The organism is Demequina sp. NBRC 110056, from assembly GCF_002090155.1.
Taxonomy (GTDB): Bacteria; Actinomycetota; Actinomycetes; order Actinomycetales; family Demequinaceae; genus Demequina.
The window spans coordinates 1-24,083 of record NZ_BBRM01000004.1; the positions used below are offsets into that span (position 1 = coordinate 1).

Annotated in this window: 20 protein-coding genes; 7 read left to right on the top strand and 13 right to left on the bottom strand. The window is 72.7% G+C overall.

Annotated features, from left to right (window positions below; genetic code table 11):
* Positions 1-366: 366 nt before the first annotated feature.
* Positions 367-1,362 carry a stage II sporulation protein M gene (locus B7K25_RS06410; protein ID WP_084104918.1) on the bottom strand — a complete coding sequence of 332 codons (996 nt, stop codon included), beginning with the start codon at positions 1,360-1,362 and terminating at the stop codon, positions 367-369.
* A gap of 38 nt (positions 1,363-1,400) precedes the next feature.
* Here B7K25_RS06410 and B7K25_RS06415 point away from each other — a divergent pair, with 38 nt between their 5' ends.
* Positions 1,401-2,228: an RDD family protein gene (locus B7K25_RS06415; RefSeq protein WP_084104919.1), complete on the top strand. Its 828-nt coding sequence runs from the start codon at positions 1,401-1,403 to the stop codon at positions 2,226-2,228.
* Between the two features lie 51 nt (positions 2,229-2,279).
* On the opposite strand, the gene ahcY is transcribed toward B7K25_RS06415, so the two are convergent.
* The 4 genes from ahcY to B7K25_RS06435 are packed head-to-tail and all read right to left on the bottom strand — an operon-like array spanning position 2,280 to position 6,496.
* On the bottom strand, positions 2,280-3,722 hold the full coding sequence (ahcY, locus tag B7K25_RS06420; RefSeq protein ID WP_084104920.1) for an adenosylhomocysteinase: 1,443 nt from the start codon (positions 3,720-3,722) through the stop codon (positions 2,280-2,282).
* The gene (locus B7K25_RS06425; protein ID WP_084104921.1) at positions 3,719-4,687 is read right to left on the bottom strand and encodes a cation diffusion facilitator family transporter; all 969 of its coding nucleotides are present in this window, start codon (positions 4,685-4,687) and stop codon (positions 3,719-3,721) included. Before B7K25_RS06425 ends, ahcY begins: the two co-directional genes overlap by 4 nt.
* A gap of 1 nt (position 4,688) precedes the next feature.
* Positions 4,689-6,107: a phosphomannomutase/phosphoglucomutase gene (locus tag B7K25_RS06430; RefSeq protein WP_084104922.1), complete on the bottom strand. Its 1,419-nt coding sequence runs from the start codon at positions 6,105-6,107 to the stop codon at positions 4,689-4,691.
* Positions 6,108-6,139: 32 nt separating this feature from the next.
* Complete coding sequence (locus B7K25_RS06435) at positions 6,140-6,496, bottom strand: DUF3499 domain-containing protein (protein ID WP_084105228.1); 357 nt, start codon at positions 6,494-6,496, stop codon at positions 6,140-6,142.
* A 71-nt stretch (positions 6,497-6,567) separates the two neighbouring features.
* On the opposite strand from B7K25_RS06435, the gene B7K25_RS06440 reads away from it, so the two are divergent.
* The gene (locus B7K25_RS06440) at positions 6,568-6,972 is read left to right on the top strand and encodes a metallopeptidase family protein (protein ID WP_084104923.1); all 405 of its coding nucleotides are present in this window, start codon (positions 6,568-6,570) and stop codon (positions 6,970-6,972) included.
* Here the strand turns inward: B7K25_RS06440 and B7K25_RS06445 are convergent.
* From B7K25_RS06445 to B7K25_RS06460, 4 genes are all read right to left on the bottom strand, one after another.
* The gene (locus B7K25_RS06445; RefSeq protein WP_084104924.1) at positions 6,954-8,252 is read right to left on the bottom strand and encodes a DUF5719 family protein; all 1,299 of its coding nucleotides are present in this window, start codon (positions 8,250-8,252) and stop codon (positions 6,954-6,956) included. The genes B7K25_RS06440 and B7K25_RS06445 overlap by 19 nt on opposite strands.
* Positions 8,249-11,350 (bottom strand): glycosyltransferase, encoded by a 3,102-nt coding sequence (locus tag B7K25_RS06450; RefSeq protein WP_084104925.1) that lies wholly within the window; start codon positions 11,348-11,350, stop codon positions 8,249-8,251. Before B7K25_RS06450 ends, B7K25_RS06445 begins: the two co-directional genes overlap by 4 nt.
* A 24-nt stretch (positions 11,351-11,374) precedes the next feature.
* Entirely contained in the window at positions 11,375-11,695 is a 321-nt protein-coding gene (locus B7K25_RS06455; protein ID WP_084104926.1) for a WhiB family transcriptional regulator, read from the bottom strand.
* Between the two features lie 66 nt (positions 11,696-11,761).
* On the bottom strand, positions 11,762-12,775 hold the full coding sequence (locus tag B7K25_RS06460) for a glycosyltransferase (RefSeq protein WP_234988107.1): 1,014 nt from the start codon (positions 12,773-12,775) through the stop codon (positions 11,762-11,764).
* A 103-nt stretch (positions 12,776-12,878) separates the two neighbouring features.
* On the opposite strand from B7K25_RS06460, the gene B7K25_RS06465 reads away from it, so the two are divergent.
* Together B7K25_RS06465 and B7K25_RS06470 are read left to right on the top strand one after the other, a co-directional pair.
* Entirely contained in the window at positions 12,879-14,087 is a 1,209-nt protein-coding gene (locus tag B7K25_RS06465) for an LCP family protein (RefSeq protein WP_084104927.1), read from the top strand.
* Between the two features lie 145 nt (positions 14,088-14,232).
* Entirely contained in the window at positions 14,233-15,495 is a 1,263-nt protein-coding gene (locus B7K25_RS06470; protein WP_084104928.1) for an LCP family protein, read from the top strand.
* Positions 15,496-15,774: 279 nt separating this feature from the next.
* Here the strand turns inward: B7K25_RS06470 and purE are convergent, their stop codons facing one another.
* Both purE and B7K25_RS06480 read right to left on the bottom strand, forming a co-directional pair.
* Entirely contained in the window at positions 15,775-16,284 is a 510-nt protein-coding gene (gene purE / locus B7K25_RS06475) for a 5-(carboxyamino)imidazole ribonucleotide mutase (RefSeq protein ID WP_084104929.1), read from the bottom strand.
* On the bottom strand, positions 16,281-17,426 hold the full coding sequence (locus tag B7K25_RS06480) for a 5-(carboxyamino)imidazole ribonucleotide synthase (protein ID WP_084104930.1): 1,146 nt from the start codon (positions 17,424-17,426) through the stop codon (positions 16,281-16,283). The genes purE and B7K25_RS06480 overlap by 4 nt, the downstream gene beginning before the upstream one ends.
* A gap of 34 nt (positions 17,427-17,460) precedes the next feature.
* On the opposite strand from B7K25_RS06480, the gene B7K25_RS06485 reads away from it, so the two are divergent.
* A complete protein-coding gene (locus B7K25_RS06485; RefSeq protein WP_159450144.1) occupies positions 17,461-17,994 on the top strand; it encodes a GtrA family protein in 534 nt (177 codons plus the stop codon).
* A gap of 12 nt (positions 17,995-18,006) precedes the next feature.
* Here B7K25_RS06485 and B7K25_RS06490 read toward each other — a convergent pair whose 3' ends face one another.
* A complete protein-coding gene (locus B7K25_RS06490) occupies positions 18,007-19,317 on the bottom strand; it encodes an ATP-binding protein (RefSeq protein ID WP_084104931.1) in 1,311 nt (436 codons plus the stop codon).
* Positions 19,318-19,326: 9 nt separating this feature from the next.
* Complete coding sequence (locus B7K25_RS06495) at positions 19,327-20,004, bottom strand: response regulator transcription factor (RefSeq protein ID WP_084104932.1); 678 nt, start codon at positions 20,002-20,004, stop codon at positions 19,327-19,329.
* Positions 20,005-20,087: 83 nt separating this feature from the next.
* On the opposite strand from B7K25_RS06495, the gene B7K25_RS06505 reads away from it, so the two are divergent.
* Both B7K25_RS06505 and B7K25_RS06510 read left to right on the top strand, forming a co-directional pair.
* A complete protein-coding gene (locus B7K25_RS06505) occupies positions 20,088-22,205 on the top strand; it encodes a glycosyltransferase family 39 protein (RefSeq protein WP_144018897.1) in 2,118 nt (705 codons plus the stop codon).
* Positions 22,206-22,464: 259 nt separating this feature from the next.
* Complete coding sequence (locus B7K25_RS06510; RefSeq protein ID WP_084104935.1) at positions 22,465-24,051, top strand: cellulase family glycosylhydrolase; 1,587 nt, start codon at positions 22,465-22,467, stop codon at positions 24,049-24,051.
* Positions 24,052-24,083 lie beyond the last annotated feature (32 nt).

The window sequence follows — 24,083 nt, forward strand, 5'->3', positions numbered from 1 at the left end:
AAGTGTTTGCGACGATAGACATGGCAGTGATCTCCCTTTCTCAGTGACGTCGCTGTCTGGCCGGCGTCGGCCCGGGTGAGTCACTACGAGGCAGTCCTGCAATGAGCCACAACCTGCACGGGTTGGGCATGCTTCTATCAAGCCATCGTGGTGGGCGGGTCGACGCCGGTGTTCACCCCCAGGCAGACAAGCCACTTTGAAGACACGGTGACCACAGTCGCCGGTCCAGACCCAAACGAGTCATACCCAGGGGCAAACACCAGCGTCGCCCCGTCAGCCAGCCCCAGGCCAGCCACCACCCACACTTGCAGGGCCCACTCTGGTGGTGAAGGGGAGGCGCGCGGTGACGGATCGACCGCCGGACGACTAGCCCCTGACCGCGGCCGCGTCCGTGGCGAAGTCGCCCTCGACGTCGCCCGATACCTCCGCGTTCACCGCGTAGCGCCCGACGATGAAGATGTACATCCAGAACGCCGCGAACGCGAGGGTGCCGATCACGATCTTGATGGGCCACAGCAGGTCCGAGCCCGTGACGAAGCCCTCGATGAGACCCGACACGAAGAGTGCGGCGACCAGGCCGATCCCGACCGAGATCGTCACGCGCCCCTCCTCGGCGAGTGCCTGCATGCGGGTGCGCGGCCCCGGCGACAGGAGCGTCCAGAACAGTCGGAACCCGGCCCCGGCGGCGACGAACACCGCGGACAGCTCGAGCAGCCCGTGCGGGATGATCAGCTGGAAGAAGATGTCGAGCAGGTCGGCCTCCGCGAGCACGGCCGCCGCGACGCCCAGCTGGATGACCGTGTTGTACATCAGGTAGGCCGGATAGATCCCCGTGATGCCGAGTGCGATGCACTGCAGCGCGAGGAAGCCGTTGTTGGTCCAGACCGAGGCGGAGAACGAGGCCGAGTCGTACTCGTAGTAGTAGCTCTCGAACTCGAGCTGGGCGATGGCGTCGCGCGTCTCGGCGCTGCCGATGAGGGCGAGGGCCTCGGGATGCGTCACGGTCCACCACGCGCTGAGCGCGGCGAGCCCGATCACCGTGAGCGTCACCGCGACGCCCCACCAGCGCACGCGGTAGAACGCCGCCGCGAGCCCGAGCGTGAGGTAGTGGCGCACGCCGTGCGTCGACACCTCGTGCGCGCCGGTGAGCCACACGCGCGCGTTCGCCAGCGTGATCGACAACCTCGTCACGAGTCCGGGCTCGGGTGCCGCGGAGCGCAGCGCCGACAGGTCGCCCGACGTCGCCTGGTAGAGCCGAGTGAGCTCGTCTGCCTCCTCGCCCGTGAGCGAGCGCCGGCGCGACAGCTCCTCGAGCCGGTCCCAGCGCTCGCGGCGCGCTGACGAGAAGGCGTCGAGGTCCACGCGGCTACGATGCCATAGAACCGCTCGAAGGGACTGGCATGGACACGGTCGAGGACGAGATCCTCACCGGCGAGGGCGTCGCCCTCAGCACGGGCGCTGCCGCCGTGACGCACCGCATGCTGTCCGGCGCGCTCGACCTCGTCGTCTACGGCATCCCCGCGGGATTCGCGCTGTACTTCATCACCGGCGCGACGGGCCTCGCGAACGGCGCCATCCAGCGCGCGGCCTCGATCTCCGCGATGGTGCTCATGCTCATCATCGTGCCCGCGCTCGTCGAGACTTTCTCCCGCGGGCGCTCGGTGGGACGGCTCGCGTGCGGGCTGCGCGTCGTGCGCGACGACGGCGGGCCCATCTCGTTCCGCCACGCGTTCATCCGCGCGCTCACGGGCTTCATCGAGATCTTCGCGACGCTCGGTCTCATGGCCCTCACGGTGTCGCTGCTCAACGCCCGCTCGAAGCGCATCGGCGACATGCTCGCCGGCACCTACGCGATGCGGGTGCGCGGCGCGACGCGGGCGCTGCCTCCCCTGCAGATGCCGCCGCACCTCGCGGACTGGGCGCGGGCGGCGGACATCGCACGCCTTCCCGACGGGCTCGCGCTCACCTGCCGCATGTTCCTCGCGCGCGCCACGACGTTGCACGCCGACTCGAGGGCTCGCCTCGGCCGCGAGCTGGCCGCCCGCCTCGAGGGCTACGTGTCGCCGATGCCCGAGGTCACCCCCCACCCCGAGTACTTCATCGCCGCCGTCCTGGCCGAGCGCGGCCGCCGCGAGACGTCGATCGAGGCACGCCGCCAGGTGCGGGCACGCGACGAGGCCGCGCGCGTGGCGCGCCTGCCCTACGGCGTCGCCGACGCCGTCGACTGACCCGACGCCCCCGGCGCGCGCATCGGCGCTCCGGAGACCGCCAGCAGCGGATCAGTAGCGGTAGTGCTCTGGCTTGAAGGGGCCCTCCTGCGGCACGCCGATGTAGTCCGCCTGGGACTCGCTCAGCTCCGTGAGGCGCACGCCGAGCGCGTCGAGGTGCGCCCGCGCGACCTTCTCGTCGAGCACCTTGGGAAGGCGGTGCACGCCCAGCGGGTACGCGGCGAGGTTGACCCACAGCTCGATCTGCGCGAGCACCTGGTTCGCGAAGGACGTCGACATCACGAACGACGGGTGGCCGGTCGCGTTGCCGAGGTTCAGCAGGCGCCCCTCGCTGAGCACGATCACCGAGTGCCCGTCCGCGAAGGTCCACTCGTCGACCTGCGGCTTGATGGGCTGGTGCTTGGCGCCCGAGCGCGCGAGGCCGGCCATGTCGATCTCGTTGTCGAAGTGGCCGACGTTGCCGACGATCGCCTTGTCCTTCATCGCGGCCATGTGCTCGACGCGGATGATGTCCTTGTTGCCGGTGGTGGTGATGAAGAAGTCGGCGCGTTCCACGACGTCCTCGAGGCGCGCGACCTCGTACCCATCCATCGCGGCCTGCAGCGCGCAGATGGGGTCCACCTCGGCGACGATCACGCGCGCGCCCTGGCCGCGCAGCGCCTCCGCGGCGCCCTTGCCGACGTCGCCGTAGCCAGCGACGAACGCGACCTTGCCGCCCATGAGGACGTCGGTGGCGCGGTTGATCCCGTCCGGCAGGGAGTGGCGGATGCCGTAGCGGTTGTCGAACTTGGACTTGGTCACCGAGTCGTTGACATTGATCGCGGGGAACAGCAGCTCGCCGCGGCGGAACATCGCCTCGAGGCGGTGCACGCCCGTCGTGGTCTCCTCGCTCACGCCCACGATCCCGGCCGCCATGCGCGTGAAGCGCGTGGGGTCGGAGGCGATGGACCGGCGGATCACCGCGCGCATGCCCTCGACCTCGGCGTTGAACTCCGGGTCCTCCTCCTCGAGCGGCTCGGGCACCTCGCCGAGCGCCTCGAGGCGCACGCCCTCGTGCACCAGCAGGGTCGCGTCGCCGCCGTCGTCCAGGATGATCGTGGGGCCGTCGTGCCCGTCCCACGTGAGGATCTGGTCGGTGTACTCCCAGTACTCGCGGATGGTCTCGCCCTTGATCGCGAAGACCGGCACGCCGTCGGGGGCCGAGTAGGTGCCCGCGCCCACGACGACCGCGGCGGCGGCATCGTCCTGGGTCGAGAAGATGTTGCACGACGCCCAGCGGACGTCGGCGCCGAGCGCCGTCAGGGTCTCGATGAGCACGGCGGTCTGGGTCGTCATGTGCAGCGAGCCCGCGATGCGCGCGCCCGCGAGCGGCCGGGCGTCGCCGAACTCCTCGCGCAGCGCCATGAGCCCGGGCATCTCCTGCTCGGCGAGGCGGATCTGGTGGCGGCCGGCCTCGGCGAGCGACAGGTCGGCGACGACGTGGTCCAGGGTCATGCGGGCTCCTCAGGAGGGGTCTCGGGGGGCGGGGTGAGGGCCGATGCGCTGGCCGGGTCACGGCGCAGGTCCGGCTCGATGAAGATGAGTCGGGCAGCGGGCACGACCTCGCGGATGAGCCGCTCGGCCCGGTCGATGTGCTCGGCGAGCTGGTCGACGCTCACCCCATGCTCGACGCCCACCTTAGCGGCGATCATCACGTCGTCCGGGCCCAGGTGCATGGTGCGCAGGTGGATGACGTCGGTGAGCGGCGACGCGGCGAACGCGCCGCGGATGCGCTCCAGGTCGTCGGGGGTGACCGACTCCCCCATGATGAGCGACTTGGTCTCGCGCGCGAGGATCACGGCGACGACGATGAGGAGGATGCCGATCAACGCGGTGCCGATCGCGTCCCAGATCCCGTCGCCCGTGATGATCGTCATCGAGATCCCGAAGAACGCGCACAGCAGGCCGATGAGCGCCGCGGTGTCCTCGAGCAGGATGACCGGGATCTCGGGCGAGCGGGATCGGCGGATGTAGGAGAACCAGCCGAGGCCACCGCGGACCTGGTTGCCCTCCTTGACCGCGGTGCGCAGCGAGCTGCCCTCGAGCGCCATCGCGATGAGCAGCACGACGAGCGGCACCCACACCCAGCCCTCGAGCGGCTCGGGGTCCTGCCACTTCTGCCACGCCTCGAACAGCGAGAACAGCCCGCCGAGCGTGAAGAGCATCACCGCGACGAGGAACGCGTAGTAGTAGCGGTTGCGCGCGTAGCCGAAGGGGTGGGTGTCGTCGGCGGCGCGCGCTGCCTTGCGCTTGCCGACGAGCAGCAGCACCTGGTTGCCGGAGTCGACCACGGAGTGGATGCCCTCGGCGAGCATCGAGGATGCCCCGGTGAGGCCCCAGGCGATGAACTTGGTGACGCCGATGCCGAGGTTGGCGCTCAGCGCGGCGATGATCGCCTTGGTGCCGCCCTCAGCCGACACGTCAGCCCTCGCGGATGACCGCGAGCACCGCGTCGCGCAGGCGCTCCATCTCGGACGCGTCCGCCGCCTCCGCATTGAGGCGCAGCAGCGGCTCGGTGTTGGAGGGGCGCACGTTGAACCACCAGCGCGGCTCCGCGCTCCAGTGGTCGAAGGTCAGGCCGTCGAAGTCGTCGACCTGCACGTCGTGTGCCGCGAACGCCGCACGCACGCGGGCGAGGGCGTCGGGCACCGAGTCCACGGTGGAGTTGATCTCGCCAGACGCGGCGTAGGGGCTGTGCGCCTCGAGCAGCGCGGACAGCGGGCGCTCCTGCGAGCCCAGCGCCGCCAGCACGTGCAGCGCGGCGAGCATCCCCGAGTCCGCGTAGAAGAAGTCGCGGAAGTAGAAGTGCGCCGAGTGCTCTCCACCGAAGATGGCGTTCAGGCGCGCCATCTCCGCCTTGATGTAGCTGTGGCCCACGCGCGAGCGCACGGGCGTGGCGCCGGCAGCCGTCAGCTGCTCGGGCACGGCACGCGACGAGATGAGGTTGTGGATCACCGTGGGCTCGCCGCCCTCGGCGAGCTCGCGCGCGGTCTCGCGCAGGCCGACGAGCGCCGTGATGGCCGAGGCGGGCACCACCTCTCCGCGCTCGTCGACCGCGAAGCAGCGGTCGGCGTCGCCGTCGAAGGCGAGGCCGATGTCCGCGCCGTGCTCGCGCACCGCGGCCTGGAGGTCGACGAGGTTCGCGGGGTCGAGCGGGTTGGCCTCGTGGTTGGGGAACGTGCCGTCGAGCTCGAAGTACAGCGGGATGATCGTGAGCGGCAGCTCGGGCAGGCCGGCCCCCGTCTCGAGCACGGCGGGCACGGTGTGGCCCGCCATCGCGTTGGCCGCGTCGACCACGACGGTCAACGGGCGGATCTCCGACAGGTCCACGAGCGACCGCAGGAAGGCGCCGTACTCGGCGAGCATGTCGCGCTCGACGAGGCCGCCGCGCGCGTCCGCGGCGGGCACGCCGTCGGCGAGGTAGTCGGCGGCGCGCTCGCGCACGTCGCCGAGACCCGTGTTCTCACCGACGGCACGTGCGAGGCGCCGGCACATCTTCATCCCGTTGTAGGCGGCGGGGTTGTGGGAGGCCGTGACCATCACGCCGGGCCGCTCGAGCGCGCCCGAGGCGTGATAGAGGCCATCGGTCGAGCACATGCCGATGTCGATGACGTCGACGCCGCGGTCGCGCAGGCCGTCGCCGACGGCGGCGACCAGCTCGGGACCGGAGTCGCGCATGTCGCGTCCGATGACGACCTCGGTCTCGCCGTCGGGGATCACGACCACGTCGGCGAAGGCTGCGCCGATCGCGCGCGCCACCTCGGGCGTGAGCGTCTCGCCCACGATGCCGCGGACGTCATAGGACTTGATGAGGGCGGAGAGATCGGGGCGCTCGTTCACGCGCCCAGACTAGCGCCACCGAGCGGCGCCGCTCAGGCGTCTCCCGAGACCACCCTCAGGTGCCCCCGTCGCGGCTCGGAAGCGAGCGGCGCGGGCGGCGGGGTGGCGGGCACGCGCGGGCGGCCCGCCTCGCGCACGGCACGCGCGAGCGCGTCGAGGTCGTCGGGGCTGGGGCCGGCGTCGACGAACTCCTGGTGGATGTGCACCACGTCCCATCCGCGCGGCGCGGAGAAGCGCTCGGCGTGGAGGGCGCACAGGTCGTAGCTGTGCGGCTCAGCCTGCGCCGACAGCTGGCCCACGACGACGGTCGAGTCCCCGTACACGTACGTCAGCGTCGCGGCCGCGGGGCGGTCGCAGGTGGTACGGGAGCACTGACGCGTGGACTTCACGCCTCCGGACACTACGCGCGCCCGAGCGCGGGGCCCAGGTGCCACGCCGATGCGGGGGTAGCGTGTGGCCCATGGCGCGCAGGGACAGGCATGGCAGGGGGTTGCGGGCGCCCCTGCTGCCGTACGACGCCCCCGGGTACCGCACGCGCGGCGAGGTCTTCGACGACGAGCTGCGGGACGCCGCCGAACGCCTCGAGTCACGCTGGGGCCGCGCGTGGGGCCGCATCGACTTCGCCGCCGAGGACGTCCCGCCGTCTGACCCGACGCCATGGGAGCACGGCGTCCCGCTCGGGCGCGTGTTCCCCGCCGAGCTCGGTCAGCCGACCCGGGTGGTCGTCTACCGGCGCCCGCTCGAGCTGCGAGCGGATCCGGGACACGTGCGGCCGATCCTGAGAGATGTGCTCGCGGAGCAGGTGGGCGCCGTGCTGGGCAGGGCGCCGGAGGACGTCGACCCGGACTACGGCGCCGGCGAGTAGGGCGCCACCGCGGCCTCGAGCACGGTCGCCTCCAGCTCGGTCGACACCGGTTCGATGGTGGTGACGAAGCCCGCCTCAGGATCGGCGAGCACGAGCGCCCACGCGAAGGGTGCCGAGCTCGTCAGCACGGTGCCCGGCTCCAGGTCGAGCGGCAACGACGCCACGCCATCCTCGGCGACGTCCACGGTGAGCGTGTGCCCGCCCGCATCCACAGTGAAGGTGCCCGCCGCTGCTGACGCCACGACGAGCGTCACGTCGCCGTCGGGCACGACCGCCGCCCTCGCGCGCGCATCGGCCGCGTCCTGTCCCCCCGTCCACGCCTGGTCGAGCGCCACCGCGCCCTCGAGCACCGCCGCGTCGCGGGCGACCCTCACGAGCGCGCCGGCGACCACCGGATCCGACGCCTCGATCCGCACCGCGGCGAGACCGACCACCGGCACCTGCAGGTCGGTGAGCACGCCGGGCTCGAGCGCGAGGCGCTCGTCGCCGAGCCACGGCAGCGGGCCCTCCTCGCCGAGCAGCGTCAGGGTCGCGTCGGCGCCATCGGGCGCCAGCAGCGAGAGCGTCGCCACGGCCTCCTCAGCCGACGGACCGGCGACCGGGATCACGAGCTCGGTCGCGGGCGCCGAGGGCGACACCCAGTCGGTGCCGGCGGCCGTGAACCCGTCGAGACGGGAGTCCTGGAGCGCGGCGCTCACCCCCACGCCCTGGGCGACCACGTGCACGGCGAGCGCCGGAAGCTCGGGCGTCACCGACTCGAGCAGCAGGGTCTCCTGCGCACCCGGTCCGAGCAGCACCGAGCGGTCGTCCTCGACGAGCCCGACGGCACCGTGGATCTCGATGCGGGCGCGCACCGCGGATCCGGTCGGGTTCGACAGGACGAGTCGCGCGCTCGAGCCCAGCGCCGTCGAGCCGCCGACGAGCCACTGGTCGCGAGCGGGAGCGGTGCACGCGGCTCCCGCCAACCCGGCGATGTCCCCCGACGCGACCCGCTCGACCGTCACCGCCTGCGTCGCATCGACGGCGGTGCCGTCACCGAGCGCCTCGCCCGACGGCAGCGTCTCCCGTGTCACGTCGCTCGAGCCCGAGTCGAGGTCCTCGTCGCCTGACACGATCGCGCCCACCGGAACCTCCAGGGGCCCCGGGCACACCACCGGCTGCCGCACCGGGTCGATGCTCGCCTCGACGCTCGCGCCGGGCTGTCCGCCGGGCTCGGGCGCCGCGAGCGTCGCGGCGCCGAGCAGCGCCGCGAGGCCGATGACGGTCAGCAGGATCCTCATGGCAGACGCTCCTCGCGGGTGACGCGGCGGGAGCGCACCGGGATCGCGGCGACCAGCACCCAGCCGAGCGTGACCAGGCCGGCCCAGAACCACACGCGGTACTCGCGGTCGTCGTAGGACGCGATCACGTGGCCGGCGGCGGGCACCTCGAAGGCCTGGCGTCCAAACGCGTCCTCGACCGCGTCGAGCTCCGCGCCATCGAGCGTGGCGGCCCAGCGCTCGTCGGCCGCCTCGGCGATGACGAGCGTTCCGGCCTCGGGCGCGTCGAGCTCGCCCGCGGTCCGTCCCATCGCGACCGGCTGGTCGCCCTGCGGCGACACGAAGCGCGCGCGGCTCACGCGGGCGTCGCCCTCGGCGCCGCCGACGCGCCACGACGTGCCGCGCTCCGCAGAGCCCATGAGGGCGAGGTCGGGGTGCTGGCTCAGCACGTCGGCAAGCGCCTCAGCTCCCGGCGCCGCGACCACGACGCCGATCCCCCACGCGGCGAGCGGATCGAGGCTGACGTCGCCGCCAGCGGCGAGCGCGGCGACCGTCTCCCCGAGGTCAGCGGGACCCGGCACGGCGGCGGCCCCCTCTCCGCGCGCGAGCGGAACGCCCGAGGAGGACAGCGTTCCCGCGGTCGGCACGACCTCGGTGCCGTCCTCCGACAGCACGGAGAACGTGATCGCCTGGGACGCCTGGTCGAGCACGAGCACCCGCTGCGACAGCGCCGTCTCCTGCTCGAGGGTGGCCACCAGCGGGAGCACGTCGCGACCCTGCGGCTGCACGTCGCCGAGCGCCGTGCGTCCGGGCCATGCCTGTGCGGCTGCCGACCCCAGCACGCCGATGCCCACGACGGCGATCGCCAGCGCGGACGCCGCCCGCCGTGCCGCGACGGGCCACGCGACCGCTCCGGGCGTCCACGCGGCGCAGACCGTGACGAGCAGGCCCAGGGCGACTGCGGACATCGCGGCCCCGTACCAGCCCGCCGCGGCAGGTGCCCCGGCGCCCAGGTCGGGCGACAGCGTCACGCCCTGCACCTGCACGGCGATCACGAGGCTCGCCGCAGCGACCGCGAGCGCGCCGAGCGAGACCCAGCGGCGACGGCCCATCACCGCGGCGATCGCGGCGGCGGCGAGCAGCGCGATGGGGAGCGTCCGCAGCACCCACACCATCGGCTCGGGCACGGCTCCCGTCTCGCCGATGCCACCGAGCAGCAGCTCCGCGGCGGACAGCGAGGGCGCGGTGGCGGAGGGGCCGGGCTCGCGGACGCCGATCGCCAGCGCCGACGACGGCGCGGCAAGCGTCGCGGCGAGCGCCGCCCCCGAGACGACGATGGGCGCGATGGCGGCGCCCCAGACACGCCACCTGGCGCGACCGGCGAAGCCGCCGGCCACGAGGACCACCACCACTGCGGGCGCGAGGAGCACGGGAGCGGCGATCACCACGACCGCGAGCGCGGCGGCGGCTCCCATCGCGGCACTCCGCGAGGGGCGCCTCACTGCCGGGTGCTCGGCTCCGTCCGGCAGGGCCTCCCCCCGGTGCCAGGCACCCGCGCGGGCGAGCCCCAGGACGGCGAGCGGCGCCACGACGTGGACGATGACCGCTGCGACCCGGCCCTGCGCGGAGGACTCGAGCGCGATGGGCCCCACGGCGTACGCGCCGGCGGCGAGCGCGCGCACCGGCAGCGACCGGGTGAACGCACCGGCCGCGGCCCACGCCGTGAGGCCGGCCAGCAGCGGCGCGACCAGCAGCACCGCGCCGAGCCACGCGGCAAGGCCGCCGGGGATGGCAGCGAGCGGGACGAGCAGCAGGCTCAGCCCTGGGTCGAGAGCCGGCGCCCCGAATGCCTGCGACGACCATCCCGTGAGGGCGCGGTCCCAGAGCTCCCCGAGCGACACGTCCGTGATGCCGAGCGTCGCGCCGGTGAGCATCTGGCCCTGGGCGAGCGCCGCGAGCCACGTGGGGTGCAGCGCGATGCTGAACGCGGTCAGGGCGATGGCGACGGCGACGAGCGTGAGCCGGCGCCGGCGAGCGGCGGTCGCGAGCTCCGCGCGCACCACGTCCGAGGGCTGCTCCGCCGCCTGGACCCGACTGCGGGTGCCCCACTCGAGGGCGCGCACGTGCCTCGCCACGTCGCGCGGGCCCGCGAGGAGGCGGCGCTCCGCATCGGTGGCCCGGCCGGCTCGGTGGACGCGCAGCCGCGCGCCCGGCACGCGAGGCAGAAGGCCGATGACGCGCCACGGGACCAACAGGTCCGCGAGCAGCAGCTGGGGCTCGTTCTGGGCGACGCGCAGCACCGCGCGCGCGAGCGATCCGAGCAGCGCCCACAGGGCGACGAAGGGCACCGCCCACCACGGACAGAAGACGAGGGCGTGGTACCACTCGGAGGCCCGCCGGACGCTGTACGTCGCGCGCCGGCCGCCTCCGGACCCACCGCGCCGCGCGTGCAGCCGCTCCTGGCTGTGGCGGATCCGCGCCGCCGGGACGGCGACCACGTCGTATCCGGCGCGCCAGGCGCGGCGCGAGAAGTCCAGGCTCGAGGACCATCCCTCGCCTGCCGTGTCGAGACCGCCGAGCGTCTCCCACAGCTCGCGGCGCACGAGCGAGCCGCCGAGCGACACCGCGAGCACGTCGTCGCGCTCCGCGTACTGGCCCTGGTCGACGTCGTCCTCCTCGACGAGCGCGATCCGGCGGGCTCCCACGCGCGTGGTCGTCGTGCCGAGGGAGACGAGGCGGTCGGGGGCATCCCACTGCACGTGCGCCGCGCCGACGACGCCGGCGAGGCGGCGCTTGCGTGCCGTGGCCGTGAGCGCGGCGAGAGCTCCGGGCAGCGGCGCCATGTCGTCGTGGAGGATCCACAGCAGCTCTGCGGGCTCGCCAGGGCTGTCGGCCAGCACCGCGTCGACGGCACCACCGAGGTCGCGGGCGTCGACCTGCTCGACGCGGAGCCGGGAGTCCCAGCCTCCGGGGGGCGGGTCCACGGGCGCCGTGAGCGCGAGGTGGACCTCGTCAGGTGCGGGGTCCTGGCTGAGCACGGCGTCGACCGCCGCGAAGAGGTGGGGCGACCGGCCATCGGACACCACCACCGCACGCACCACGATGCGCGCGGGACTCATGCCGTCCCCACGCAGGCCTGCCGCTTAGACAGCGCGACGCTTGAGCTTGCGCCGCTCACGCTCCGAGAGCCCACCCCAGATCCCGAACCGCTCGTCGTTCGCGAGCGCGTAGTCGAGGCACTCGGATCGCACCTCACACGAGGCGCAGACCTTCTTCGCCTCGCGCGTGGATCCGCCCTTCTCCGGGAAGAAGGCCTCGGGATCGGTCTGGGCGCACAGCGCGCGCTCCTGCCAAGCGAGGGGGCCGTCGTCCTCCACGCCCCCGAAGATGTCCACCACCGAGGCCAGGGTGGGCGCCGGCTTGCCTGCGTCCGAGGGCACTGCGCCGCCGTAGATATTCCACATGGGCTGTCCTCCGATCGCCACGGCAGGATAGTGACCCTGCCTGTAGGAATTACACCGTTGTTATCCCTACGCGTCAAGCCGAGAGTAGCGCACTCCACACACGAAGCCGGAACCCCACGCCAGGTGCATGGTCGCCAGCACCAGCGGCATCCTCAAACCCGCGGCCAGGCCCGTTCGCGGCAGCAGCAGGGCGGATGCGCCCAGCACCCCCAGCACGTACAGCCCCGGGATCGCCATCGCGGCCAGGAGCCACGGGCTCTGGAGGATCGCGCCGAGCGCCCCAAGAATGATTCCGCCGGCGACGGCGATCGTGGCGAGCGGCGCCGCCAGGTACCGCAGCGACCGGCTCTGCGGGTGCGTGCGGATGACCTCTCGCCGCCACTGGCCCGAGGTGAAGAACTGACGGACGAGGGCTCGCCAGCTCGAGCGCGGCGTGTAGGGAACGGCCATCGCGGGGACGAACCACACCCCGTACCCGGCCGCGCGGAGGCGGAAGTTGAGCTCCCAGTCCTGGGCGCGCGTGAAGTGGGTGTCGTAGCCGCCCACAGACTCGAGGGCGCCCCGGCGGAACGAGCCGAGGTACACGGATGCCGCCTCCCCCTCCGTCCCGCCCTGCCGGTGGCCGGCTCCTCCCAAGCCCCAGCGGGAGGACATGGCGACGGCGACCGCGGCCCCGAAGGGCGCATCGGCCGTCGGGACCATGCGGCCCCCCACGTTGCCTGCCCCGGTGCGCCGCAGGGCATCGACCGCGAGGTCGATGTACCCGACGGGCATGTGGGCATGCCCGTCCATCCGCACCACCACGTCGTGGGCCGATGCGGCGATGGCGGCGTTGAGCCCGTCGGGGGTGCGGCCGCTCGGGTTGGCGACCACGGTGACCTCGGGCGCCTCGGCGAGCTCGGCGGCGATGCCCTCCGTGCCGTCCTCGGACGGCCCGACCGCGATCACCACCTCGACCTTGCCGGGGTAGCCGGAGGCGAGCACGGCGGCCACGGACGCGGCGAGCTCAGCGGCCTCGTTGCGCACCGGCATGATGACGCTCACCGGGGGCTGGGAGGGAAGATCGGGCAGGTCGGTCACGCCTCGTAGGCTATCCCGGCGCACCCGCCGCGCCGCCCGGCGCTCGCCAGCCACGGCGTCCTCCCACGTACGATGGGCACTCCGGGGATGAGAGGGAGGTCACGTGGCGTCGGCTGAGGAGCGCGTTCGGCATGGCAGCCGCGCGGCCTCGCACCCCGTGGCCCGCATCCTCGCCGTCGCGATCGCGGCCGCGCTGGGCTTCGGGCTGGTGTTCGCTCAGTCGGTCACGACGTCCATCGCCTCGTCCATCCAGACCGAGGACGTCGGCGGCCTGGTCAGCTCGACCCCCGACGCGCCCGCGCCCACCGGGGACGGCGAGCCGATCAACATCCTGCTGATGGGCTCCGACGTGCGCACCGGAGAGAACGGTGCGATCGGCGGCCGCGTCGCCGACGGCATGCGCAACGACACCACGATCATCGCCCACGTGTCGGGCGACCGCGAGCGCGTCGAGCTGGTGTCGATCCCCCGCGACCTTCAGGTCGAGATCCCCGACTGCGAGATGTTCGACGGCTCCGTGGCGCAGGGCGGCTACGGCGACTTCAACATCGCCTTCTCGAACGGCGGCCGCCAGGGCAACCCGGCCGAGGCCGCCGCGTGCGTCATCAACACCATCCACGACGCCTTCGACCTGCGGATCGACCATTACGCCGTGGTGGACTTCGTGGGCTTCATCGACATGGTCAACGCGCTGGACGGCATCCCGATGTGCGTTCCCGAGCGCATCGTGTCCTCCAAGGCGCAGCTGGATCTCGATCCCGGGCCACAGATCTTCGACGGCATCACCGCCCTCAACTACGCGCGGCTGCGCACCGCGGAGATCGGCGACGTGTCGGGCTCGGACCTCCAGCGCATCGCCCGCCAGCAGGAGCTGCTCGAGCAGACGTTCCGGACGGCGCTGTCGAAGAACCTGCTCACGGACGCGGCGGCCCTCACCCAGTTCGTGCGCGCCGGAGCGGAGTCCCTCAGCACCGACGAGGAGCTGGGCTCGGTGGGCTTCCTCGGATCTCTCGCGCTCAGCCTGCGCGGCATCCGCACCGAAGACCTCACGTTCGCGACCATCCCGTGGGAGTACACCGAGGATCGCCTCAACGTCGTGATGACCGACGACGCCGAGGTGATGCTCGACGACCTGCGCCACGACCGACCGCTGTCCGTCGCCGCCGAGGACGACGCGACCTCGACGTGGCACGACGACGAGCTCTCGACGACGCCGACCGCGACCGCGTCGAAGTCGCCGCAGACCACGCCCAGCGCGGACGCCGAGCCCGAGACGGTGGAGGACATCTTGGCCGAGTGCCAGGTGCCGTAGCAACGCTGGGACTCGGGGACGAGACACCGGCTGCGACGCGCGTCACCCACGACACCGCGAAGAATCCGCGGGAACCGGGGTCGCAACCAAATCGTTACCCGGCAGGTACCCTTGCCCTTGCCGTCCCCTCATGTGAAGGACTCCCATGCCCACTCGCCGCCGCGCTCTCGCGCGCCATGCGTCCCGCGCGCCGCGTCACCGCGTGCTGTCGACGCTGGCCAGCGCCACCGCGGCGATCCTGGGCTTCGCGGTGGTCGCCGGTGCCAGCTACCTGCTGCTCGCCCAGAACTCGATCGAGCGCCAGGACATCTCCCAGCTCGTCGCGCCCACGGACGAGAACGGCGAGACGGTCGAGACCCCGGCCGAGCCCACGGACTTCGCGGCCGGCGAGCCGATCAACATCCTGCTCATGGGCTCCGACGAGCGCAACGGTGAGAACGGCGACATCGGCGGCCGGGTCGCCGAGGGCATGCGCTCGGACACGACGATGATCATGCACATCAGCGGAGACCGCGAGCGCATCGAGGTCGTCTCCATCCCCCGCGACCTGCGGGTGCGGATCTCCGACTGCCAGATGTTCGACGGCACCGTCAAGAAGGGCTGGACGGCGAAGTTCAACACCGCCTTCTCCCTTGGAGGATCGAACGGCAACCGCGCCGAGGCCGCCGCGTGCACCATGCGCACCGTGTCCGACCTCACCGGACTGGACTTCAACGGCCACTACGTCGTGGTCGACTTCAGCGGCTTCATCGACATGATCGATGCCCTCGATGGCGTGCCCATGTGCATCCCGAACGACATGTACTCCACCAAGGCCAAGCTCGACCTCGAGGCCGGCCCGCAGGTGCTCGACGGCCAGACCGCGCTCGCCTTCGCTCGGGCGCGCACCGGCCAGGGGTTGGGCGACGGCACCGATCTCATGCGCATCGACCGCCAGCACGAGCTCCTCACCAACACGGCGCGCAAGGCGCTGGGCATGAACATGCTCACGGACATCCAGAAGCTCACGCAGTTCGTGCGCGCCGGCACCGAGTCGATCACCATCGACGAGCAGCTGGGCTCGATCACGAACATGGCGGGCCTCGCGTACCACCTGCGCAACTTCGACACCTCGAACCTCGTGTTCGAGACCGTCCCGTGGCAGTACGCCGGGGACGCGTCAGGCGACGTCGTCATGGTCCAGGCCGAGGCCGACGAGATGTTCCAGCGCCTGGTCGACGACGTGCCGATCACGGACCCGGAGCCCGACACGACCGCTACGGCGACCCCGGATGCGGGCCCCTCCGCCGCGCCGTCCGCGACCGCCGAGCCCTCGACGCCCGCGACGAGCGTGCCGACGCCGTCGCCCTCGGCCACCGAGCCGCTGCGCGAGACGCAGGAGGACATCCTCGCGTCCTGCGCGGTCTGAGCCCGCCCTACGGCCTTTCCGCACCACCGCGCCATCACGCCCCGCCGCTAGGCGACGGCGGTGGGCCCTCCTTCAACGCTTGCGCACGCTCGGCACGGACCCGGGCCCCACTCGCTCACGAGTCGCCAGAGGGCCGATGCACGCGCTGGGTGTCCGCTCTGGACGTCAGCGAGCGCGGCGCGGGTGGTGGAACGGATCGGCCGGAAGCCGGGCGTCCGGTTCCGGCGTCGACCGGCTGCGTCGAACGGCTGCGTCGAGCTGCTTCATCGAACTGCTGCGTCAGTCCTCGGCGCGGAGCGCCTCGCCCTTGGCGTAGGCGACCTGGCGCAGCTCGTCGCGGAAGCCGTCCATCCGCTGACGCAGCGCCGCCGCCTGGTCGCCCTCACCGGCGCCGAGGATGCGCGCGGCGAGCAGGCCCGCGTTGCGCGCGCCACCGATCGACACGGTCGCGACGGGAACGCCGGCGGGCATCTGGACGATCGACAGCAGCGAGTCCATGCCGTCCAGGTGCTTGAGCGGCACGGGAACGCCGATGACGGGCAGCGAGGTCACGGACGCCAGCATGCCCGGCAGGTGCGCCGCGCCTCCGGCGCCGGCGATGATGGCCCGCAGACCCCGCGCGGCGGCGTCACGGCCGTAGGCGATCATCTCGTCGGGCATGCGGTGCGCGGACACCACGTCCTTCTCGTAAGCGATGTCGAACTCGCGCAGCGCCTCCGCCGCCGCCCGCATCACGGGCCAGTCGGAGTCCGATCCCATCACGATCCCGACCACGGGCGTCTCGCTCATGCCGCACCTCCGTCCCTCACGATAGCCGCGGCTGCGACGGCCCTGGCGTAGGTGGGAGCGACCTCGTCGCCGCACACCGTGACGTGACCGACCTTGCGCCCCGGGCGCACGCCCTTGCCGTACAGGTGGACCTTCGCGCCAGCATCGTCCACGTCGGGCAGCGCCGAGCCGAGGTCGCCGCGCGCACCCCCGAGCACGTTGGCCATGACCGTGACCGGGGCCACGGCCGAGGTGTCACCGAGCGGCAGGTCGAGCACCGCCCGCAGGTGCTGCTCGAACTGGCTCGTCACCGAGCCCTCGATGGTCCAGTGTCCCGAGTTGTGGGGGCGCATCGCGAGCTCGTTGATCAGCAGGCCGTCCTCCGTCTCGAAGAGCTCGACGGCGAGCACGCCCGTGACCCCGAGCTCGGTCGCGATGCGCACCGCGACGTCACGCGCGAGGTCGCCGCGCTCCGGCGCGAGGTCGGGCGCGGGGGCGGTGACCTCGGAGCAGACGCCGTCACGCTGCACCGACTCGACCACGGGCCACGTCACGGCGTCGCCGCTCGGGCGCCGCGCGACCTGGACCGCGAGCTCGCGGGTGAACGGCACCTTCGCCTCGGCCAGCAGGCGCGGGCCGCCGTTCACCATCGCCTCGATCCAGTCGCGCGCCTCGGCGGCCTCGGCGACGATGCGCACGCCCTTGCCGTCGTAGCCTCCGCGAGCGGTCTTGAGGACCACGGGTCCGCCCTGCTCGGCGATGAACGATGCCAGCGAGGCCTCGTCGGTGATCTCGCTCCATGCCGGGTTCGGCAGGCCGAGCTCCGCCATCCGCGTGCGCATCGCGATCTTGTCCTGCGCGAACCGCAGAGCCGCGAGCCCGGGGCGGGCCGGCACGCCCGCGGCCGCGCACGCGTCGAACACCTCCGCCGGGATGTGCTCGTGCTCCCAGGTGACGACGTCGGGCCGCGGGGCGGCGAGCAGACGGTCGATCGCCTCGGGGTCCGTCGGCAGGCCGACGACGGACTCGTGCGCGGGCCCCGCGGCGGACGCGGAATCGGACTCGACAAGGACTCGGAGGGTGATGCCGAGGGCGGTGGCGGCCGGGGCCATCATGCGGGCCAGCTGGCCGCCGCCCACCACGGCGACGATGGGAGCGGTCATGGCTGAACCCTACCGGCGACTACGCTCGACCCTCGTGAGTGCACGGACCTGGCTGACGCGGCGCGCGGGGCAGCTCGCGCGCTTCGGTGCGGTGGGGCTCGCGGGGATCGTCGTCAACCTCGCGGTGTTCAACCTGTTGCGTCTGGGCCCGCTCGCTCCGCACGCCGAGGTCGCTGGCGACGACGACCGCGTCGTGACCGCGAAGATCATCGCGACGCTCGTCTCGATGGCGTTCGCCTGGTGGGCCCATCGTGGGTGGACGTTCCGCGGCGGATCCCGGCACCGGCCGGCACGTGAGCTCGCGCTCTTCGCGCTCGTGAACGGCGTCGCGCTCATCCTCGAGGCAGGCGTCGTGGCGATCAGCCACCACGGCCTGGGGCTCACGAGCCTCGCGTGGGACAACGCCGCGACGCTCGTCGGCATCGGCCTCGGCACCGTCGCCCGGTACGCGGGCTACGCACTGTTCGTGTTCCTGCCCGAGCCTGACGAGGCGGAGGATCCCGTCGCCACCGCCGGCGACCGCTCCGCGGACGCCGGGGAAGCGTCGCCGTCCGGGCCCTCCGTCTGACCGCCTGAGCCGTCAGCGGCCGCGGCGACGCTGCGGAAGCGAGCTCGAGTGCGGCACCACCGTGTCGAGGTCGACCATCTGCGGGACGCCCTGGAGGAACACGGCGAACGCCGCCGGCGCGCGGTGCGCGAGCTCGAGCCGCCCGCCGTCGGCGGTCACCAGGTCGCGCGCGAGCGCCAGGCCAAGCCCGGTGCCGCGACCGCCGGTGACCTCCCGCTCGAAGATCCGGGGTGCCAGCTCCTCCGGCACGCCGTCTCCCTCGTCACGGACCTCGATGACGATGGCGTGGTTGGTGCCGGACTCGCGGGTCGTCACGCTCGTCGTGCCGCCGCCGTGGTGCAGCGAGTTCTCGATGAGGGTCGCGAGCACCTGGGCAAGGCCACCGGGGGTCGCGAAGACCGTCGCGCCCGTCTCGTTGATGACGAGGCTGCGCCCCGCGGTGCGGAACGCCTGCCCCCACTCCTCGCTCTGCTGGTCCAGCAGGGGCTGGAGCACCACGAGCTCGGTGCCGGAGCCGAGCGCGCGGCGCGAGCGCCCGAGCAGGTCGTCGACCACGCCGACGAGCCGCTCGACCTGCTCGAGGGACTTCTCCGCCTCCTCGCGCACCTCGTCCTGGCGCGTGGTCGCCGCGATCTCCTCGAGGCGCATCGTGAGGGCGGTGAGCGGCGTGCGCAGTTGGTGCGAGGCGTCGGATGCGAACTGGCGCTCGGCGGCGAGGCGCGCGGCCATGCGATCCGCGCTGCGCGCGAGCTCCTCCGCGACCTGGTCGATCTCCTCGATGCCGGAGCGGTCGATGCGGGGGCGCACCTGGCCCGTGCCCAGCTGCTCGGCGCTGGCCGCCAGGTAGACAAGGGGCGCAGTCAGCCGGTTCGCCTGCCAGATGGCGATGGACACGCCGGCCACGACGGCCGACACTCCCAGCGCGAAGACGATCGCGACATAGCGCGCGGCCTGCCAGAACACGTCCCACCACGAGACGGACATCACGACCACGATGCCCGAGTCCGTGACCGTCGAGTCGGAGAAGGTCGACGAGGGCTCGGCGCCCGCCGTCAGCTCCGTGCCGTCCGGCAGCTGGACGTAGATGAACGAGCCAGCGCCCGGCGCCGAGCTCACGTAGGACGCGAGGTTGTCCTCGGTGATGGTCTCGCCGGCCTGGTAGCGCACGTCGAGCGCGCGCGCCGCGGTCGCCGTGCGCAGGTCGAGGTCGCGCAGGGCGTCGTCGCGCACGAGCTGCGCGACGAAGAAGCCCAGCGGGATGCCGAGCAGCACCACGGCCACCGCGAGAGCGGAGATCGTGGCCTGGAGGACCCGGCGACGCATCGCCCGTGCCTAGGCGTCGTTCTCGAACCGGAAGCCCATGCCCCGCACGGTGGTGATGTAGGTGGGGTCCGAGGCGTCGTCCCCGAGCTTGCGGCGCAGCCACGAGACGTGCATGTCGAGGGTCTTCGACGGAGCCCCGGCGTCCGCGTCCCACACCTCGCGCATGAGGGTGTCGCGCGAGACGACCGATCCGGCGTTGGCCACCAGCAGGTGCAGGAGGTCGAACTCCTTGCCGCTCAGCTGCAGCTCGCTGTCGTCGACGAACGCGCGGTGCCCGGCGACGTCCACACGGACGCCGCGCACCGCGAGCTCGCCAGCGCCCTCGTCGGCGACCCGTCGACGCAGCAGCGCGCGCACGCGCGCGAGCAGCTCGGCGAGCCGGAAGGGCTTCGTCACGTAGTCGTCGGCACCGGCGTCGAGCCCGACCACCAGGTCGACCTCGTCCGCGCGTGCGGTGAGCATGAGGATCGGCACCTGCAGGCCCTTGTCGCGGATGCGTCGCGCGACGTCGACTCCGTCGATGTCCGGGAGCCCGAGGTCGAGGATGACCAGCTCGGCGTCGTCCGCCGCGCCCACGCCACCCATGCCGGTGCCGTGCCACTCGACCTCGTACCCCTCGCGACCCAAAGCGCGGGTCAAGGGTTCTGAAATGGTCGGGTCATCTTCGACCAAGACAATTCGCGTCATGGGGCCACACTACCGGGGCGCACGGACTTTGCAACGCGCTGCGCCGCGTGCCGCGGCCGGGCTCGCCATTAGCCTGGTGCCTCGTGACGGACCTCGCGCACCACGCCCCCGGAGCGGCGCCGCCCACGCGCCTGGGCCCCCTCGCTCGAGCGCTCGCGGCAGCCCCCGAGCGCACCGTCCTGATCGTGGCGGCGACGGCGATCGCGGCGGGGCTCGCCGTGACCGTCGGCGCCCACGTCTGGTGGGTGGTCCTGCCCCTCGCCGCCGCCGTGATCGTGCTCTGCTGGCGCCCCCTCGCACCCGAGGGGCCCGCGACGGCAGCCGATGCGCGCGCCGGTGCCATCGCGATGGGCGGCGCGGCGGTGTGGACGGTCGTCAACATGATCCTCGGCGCCGAGTACCTCCTCGTGGTGCGCGACCCTGGCTTCCTCAGCCTGTCCGGGATGTGGCTCGTCGACCATGCGAGCACCGACATCCCCGCGCTCGGCGCCGACCTCGCGGCGCAGGCCGGGACGCAGACGATCCCCGATGCGTCGGAGGCCTGGAACCTCAAGGGCGACGTCATCCAGCCACAGGGCGCGAAGATGCTGCCGGCGACCATCGCGATCGGCGGGTGGATCGCCGGCGACGCAGGAGTGCTCGCGGCCAACGTCGTGATCGGCGCCGCCGGCCTTCTCGCGGTGTACGCCGTCGCGCGCCGGTTCCTCAGCCCCCTCGCCGCGCTCGCGCCCGCCGGCTGCCTCGCCCTCACGGTCGCGCACATCGGCCTGTCGCGCCCCGCCTACACCGAGCCGCTCACCCTGCTGCTCGCGATCGCCGCGGTGCTGTGGGCGTGGCGCGGCGTCGAGCGCCGCTCGGCCGGCCTGCTCGCCGCAGCCGGCGCCACGAGCGGCGCGACGATGCTCGTGCGGATCGACGGCACCGCCTTCGCGATCGGCGCGTGCGCGGGCGTCCTGCTCGCACTGCTGCTGAGCGACGCGTGGCCGCGCCGACGCCTCGCTCTCGGCGCGAGCTTCGTCGCCGCGCAGGTGCTGCTCGCGGTGATCGGCTACGTCTCGGTCGCCGTGTGGTCGACCGAGTACCTCGCGCGGCTTGAGGGCCGCTCGACCCTCCTGAACGCCGTGTACCTCCTCGCTGCGGCGGGAGCCCTCGTGCTGCTCGCGCTCGCGGCGTGGTCGCCGCTCCGGTCGCGGCTGCGGCTCGCGCGCGTGTGGTTGCGCACGAGCCCCGGGGGCCTGCTGGTCGCTCGCGCGACCGGGGCGGCGGTCGCGCTCGTGCTCGTCGCGCTCGCCGCGCGGCCGCTGTGGACCGTCGCACGGCGCGGGACCGACACCGAGTCGGCCGTCTTCGCGAACGGCGTCGTCGAGAGCTTCCAGGCCGCTCAGGGCCTCGAGATCGACGGCCAACGCACGTACGCCGAGTCGACCGTATCCTGGCTCTCGTACCACCTCACGTGGGTGGTCGTGGTGCTGGCGGTCGTGGGATTCGCGATCGCTGCCTCGCGGATGGTGCGCACGCGCCCGGGATGGGCGGTGATGCTCGGGGCCTGCCTCGCCCCGACGCTGCTGTACCTGGTGTATCCCTCGATCATCCCCGACCAGATCTGGGCCATCCGGCGCTTCGAGCCCGCGACCCTGCCGGGCTTGGTGCTGGCCGCCGCCCTCGCCGTCTGGACGCTCGCGGCCCTGCCGCGCAGCGACCGGGCACGGCTGGTCGCCCGCCGCATCGGCGCCGCTGTCCTGGTCCTCGCGCCGGTGACCACGTGGCTCGCCCTCACGCCCGATCGCGACATCCCCGTGTCGTCGGCGGTCAACGTCACCACCCGCGAGATGGTGGGCGCCCGCGCGATGCTCGACGACCTGTGCGCGCTGGCACCCGGCAGGCCGATCATCCTTGTCGGCACGTCGGAGGTCTTCGGGAGCCTGCGAGTGACCTGCGACGTGCCCGTCGTGCTCGCTCTCGCCGATCAGGACGCGAAGGACCTGGCTGCGATGGCGCAGTCCTTCGACACCGCGCCCGTCGTCCTCACTCGTGACCCGGACGGCGCCCCGTGGACCACGGACCCCGGGCGCGCGGTCGAGTCGACCGTGCGCCACTCGGCGTACACGCTCGAGGGCCTACCCCGCTCGGTGTACGAGCGCTCGTACCGGTGGATCGCTGGCATCGTCACCGACGACGGCACGGTCGAGCCCATCGCCTGAGCTCGACGACCAGACACCCGGTCATCCCGCGCGCCACGGGCATGAGCACAGACTCGGGCACAGACACGGGCACAGGCGCGGACGCCGTCCAGGCGTCGCTCCCCCACCCAGGCCGCTCCGTGGCGAGGTCACGATTCGGACTCACTCGCGCATCGGCGCTCGAAACGTTCCGACCGAGTCCCTACACTGGCGCTCACCCGCCCTGGCCTCGACGTCGAGGTCGCGGCCCTGACCGTGACAGGACCCTGGAAGGACGACGATGTCTGACAGCTCCACCACGCCCGCCTCGGCTCGTGCCGGGATCGCGATCCTCGTCATCGCAGGCCTGATGCTCGCGGGATCCATCGCCGTCGGCGTGGCTCGCGGCGGCGGCCACCAGGCACCCGAGGGCTTCGTGTACGCCGAGGACGGGCAGTTCATGCTCGACGGGGAGCCCTTCAGCTACGCGAGCGCCAACGCCTACACGCTCATGCTCGAGTCGGAGCCGGGAGTCGACGTCTACCTCCAGACCTTCGCGGACGGCGCCATGCCCGTCGCTCGCGCCTGGGCGTTCCTCGACACCGGCACCGAGGATGGCGAGCTGGGAGTCGAGGGCAACAATCACGGCGCCTCGTTCCAGTACTGGGACGCCGAGGCCGGCGCCCCGGCCTACAACGACGGCCCCGACGGGCTGGGACGGCTCGACTACATGGTGTGGTCCGCCGGCGAGCGCGGCGTCAGGCTCATGCTGCCGCTGGTCAACAACTGGACGGCGTTCGGCGGCGCGGACCAGTACGTGCGCTGGGCCGGCGGCGAGTACCACGACGAGTTCTACACCGACGAGACGATCCGCGGCTGGTACAAGGACTGGGTCACCCACCTGCTCACCCGCGTCAACCCGCTGACCGGCATCGCCTACAAGGACGACCCCACCATCATGCTGTGGGAGATCGGCAACGAGCTGCGATGCTCAGACACCGGCCCCTACCCCGTGCGGGACGAGTGCGGCTCCGACATGATCCTCGCGTGGGCCCAGGAGATGGCCGCCCACGTGAAGTCGATCGACCCCGACCACATGGTCGCGTTCGGCGGCGAGGGCTTCCTGTGCACGGAGCCCGACAGCGCGGACACGCTCTTCAACTGCGAGGAGTCCGCCGACCCGGTGGCGCTCCTCGAGGACCCCAACATCGACGCCCACGGCATCCACGTCTACCCCAACCACTGGCTGCCCACGACGCCCACGGACGACTGGGAGGAGTGGGGCGCGTGGTGGATCGAGCAGCACGGCGCCATCGCCGAGGCCGCGGGCAAGCCCTACTACATCGGCGAGTACGGATGGATCGACCAGTACCAGCGGATGCGCGTCTTCGACCACTGGCTCGAGACGTTCCACGCGGCCGGCGGCGATGCGTCGCACTTCTGGATCATGCAGCCGGCGTCGTCCATCGCCGCGCCGACGGACTCGGTGGGCTTCACCCAGAAGTGCCCCGGCACCGCGTGCGACCTCGTCGGCAACTGGTCGCGCCACGTCGGAGCCGGCACCCCGTGGAGCGCCTTCGCGCCGATCGCTGAGACGGACTACGCGGAGACCGGCGCGGGCGCCGCCGTGTCAATCGACGTGCTCGCGAACGACAAGGTCTACGAGGTGGGGTGGGCCGCGGAGGCGATCGACCTCGATCCCGCGATGTCCGGCGTCCAGGGCTCGGTGGACACCGAGGACGGCGTCTTCGCGGTCGCGGGCCAGTCCGTGGAGTTCACGCCGCACGACGGCGCGTCCGGCACCGTGCGGGCGACATACGTCGCCGTCGACGCCGCGGGAGCCACGAGCGGCGAGGCGCGGATCGCCGTCACAGTGAAGGAGGAGTGAGCGCGCCTCTCCACAGATCCGTTCGGGGACCT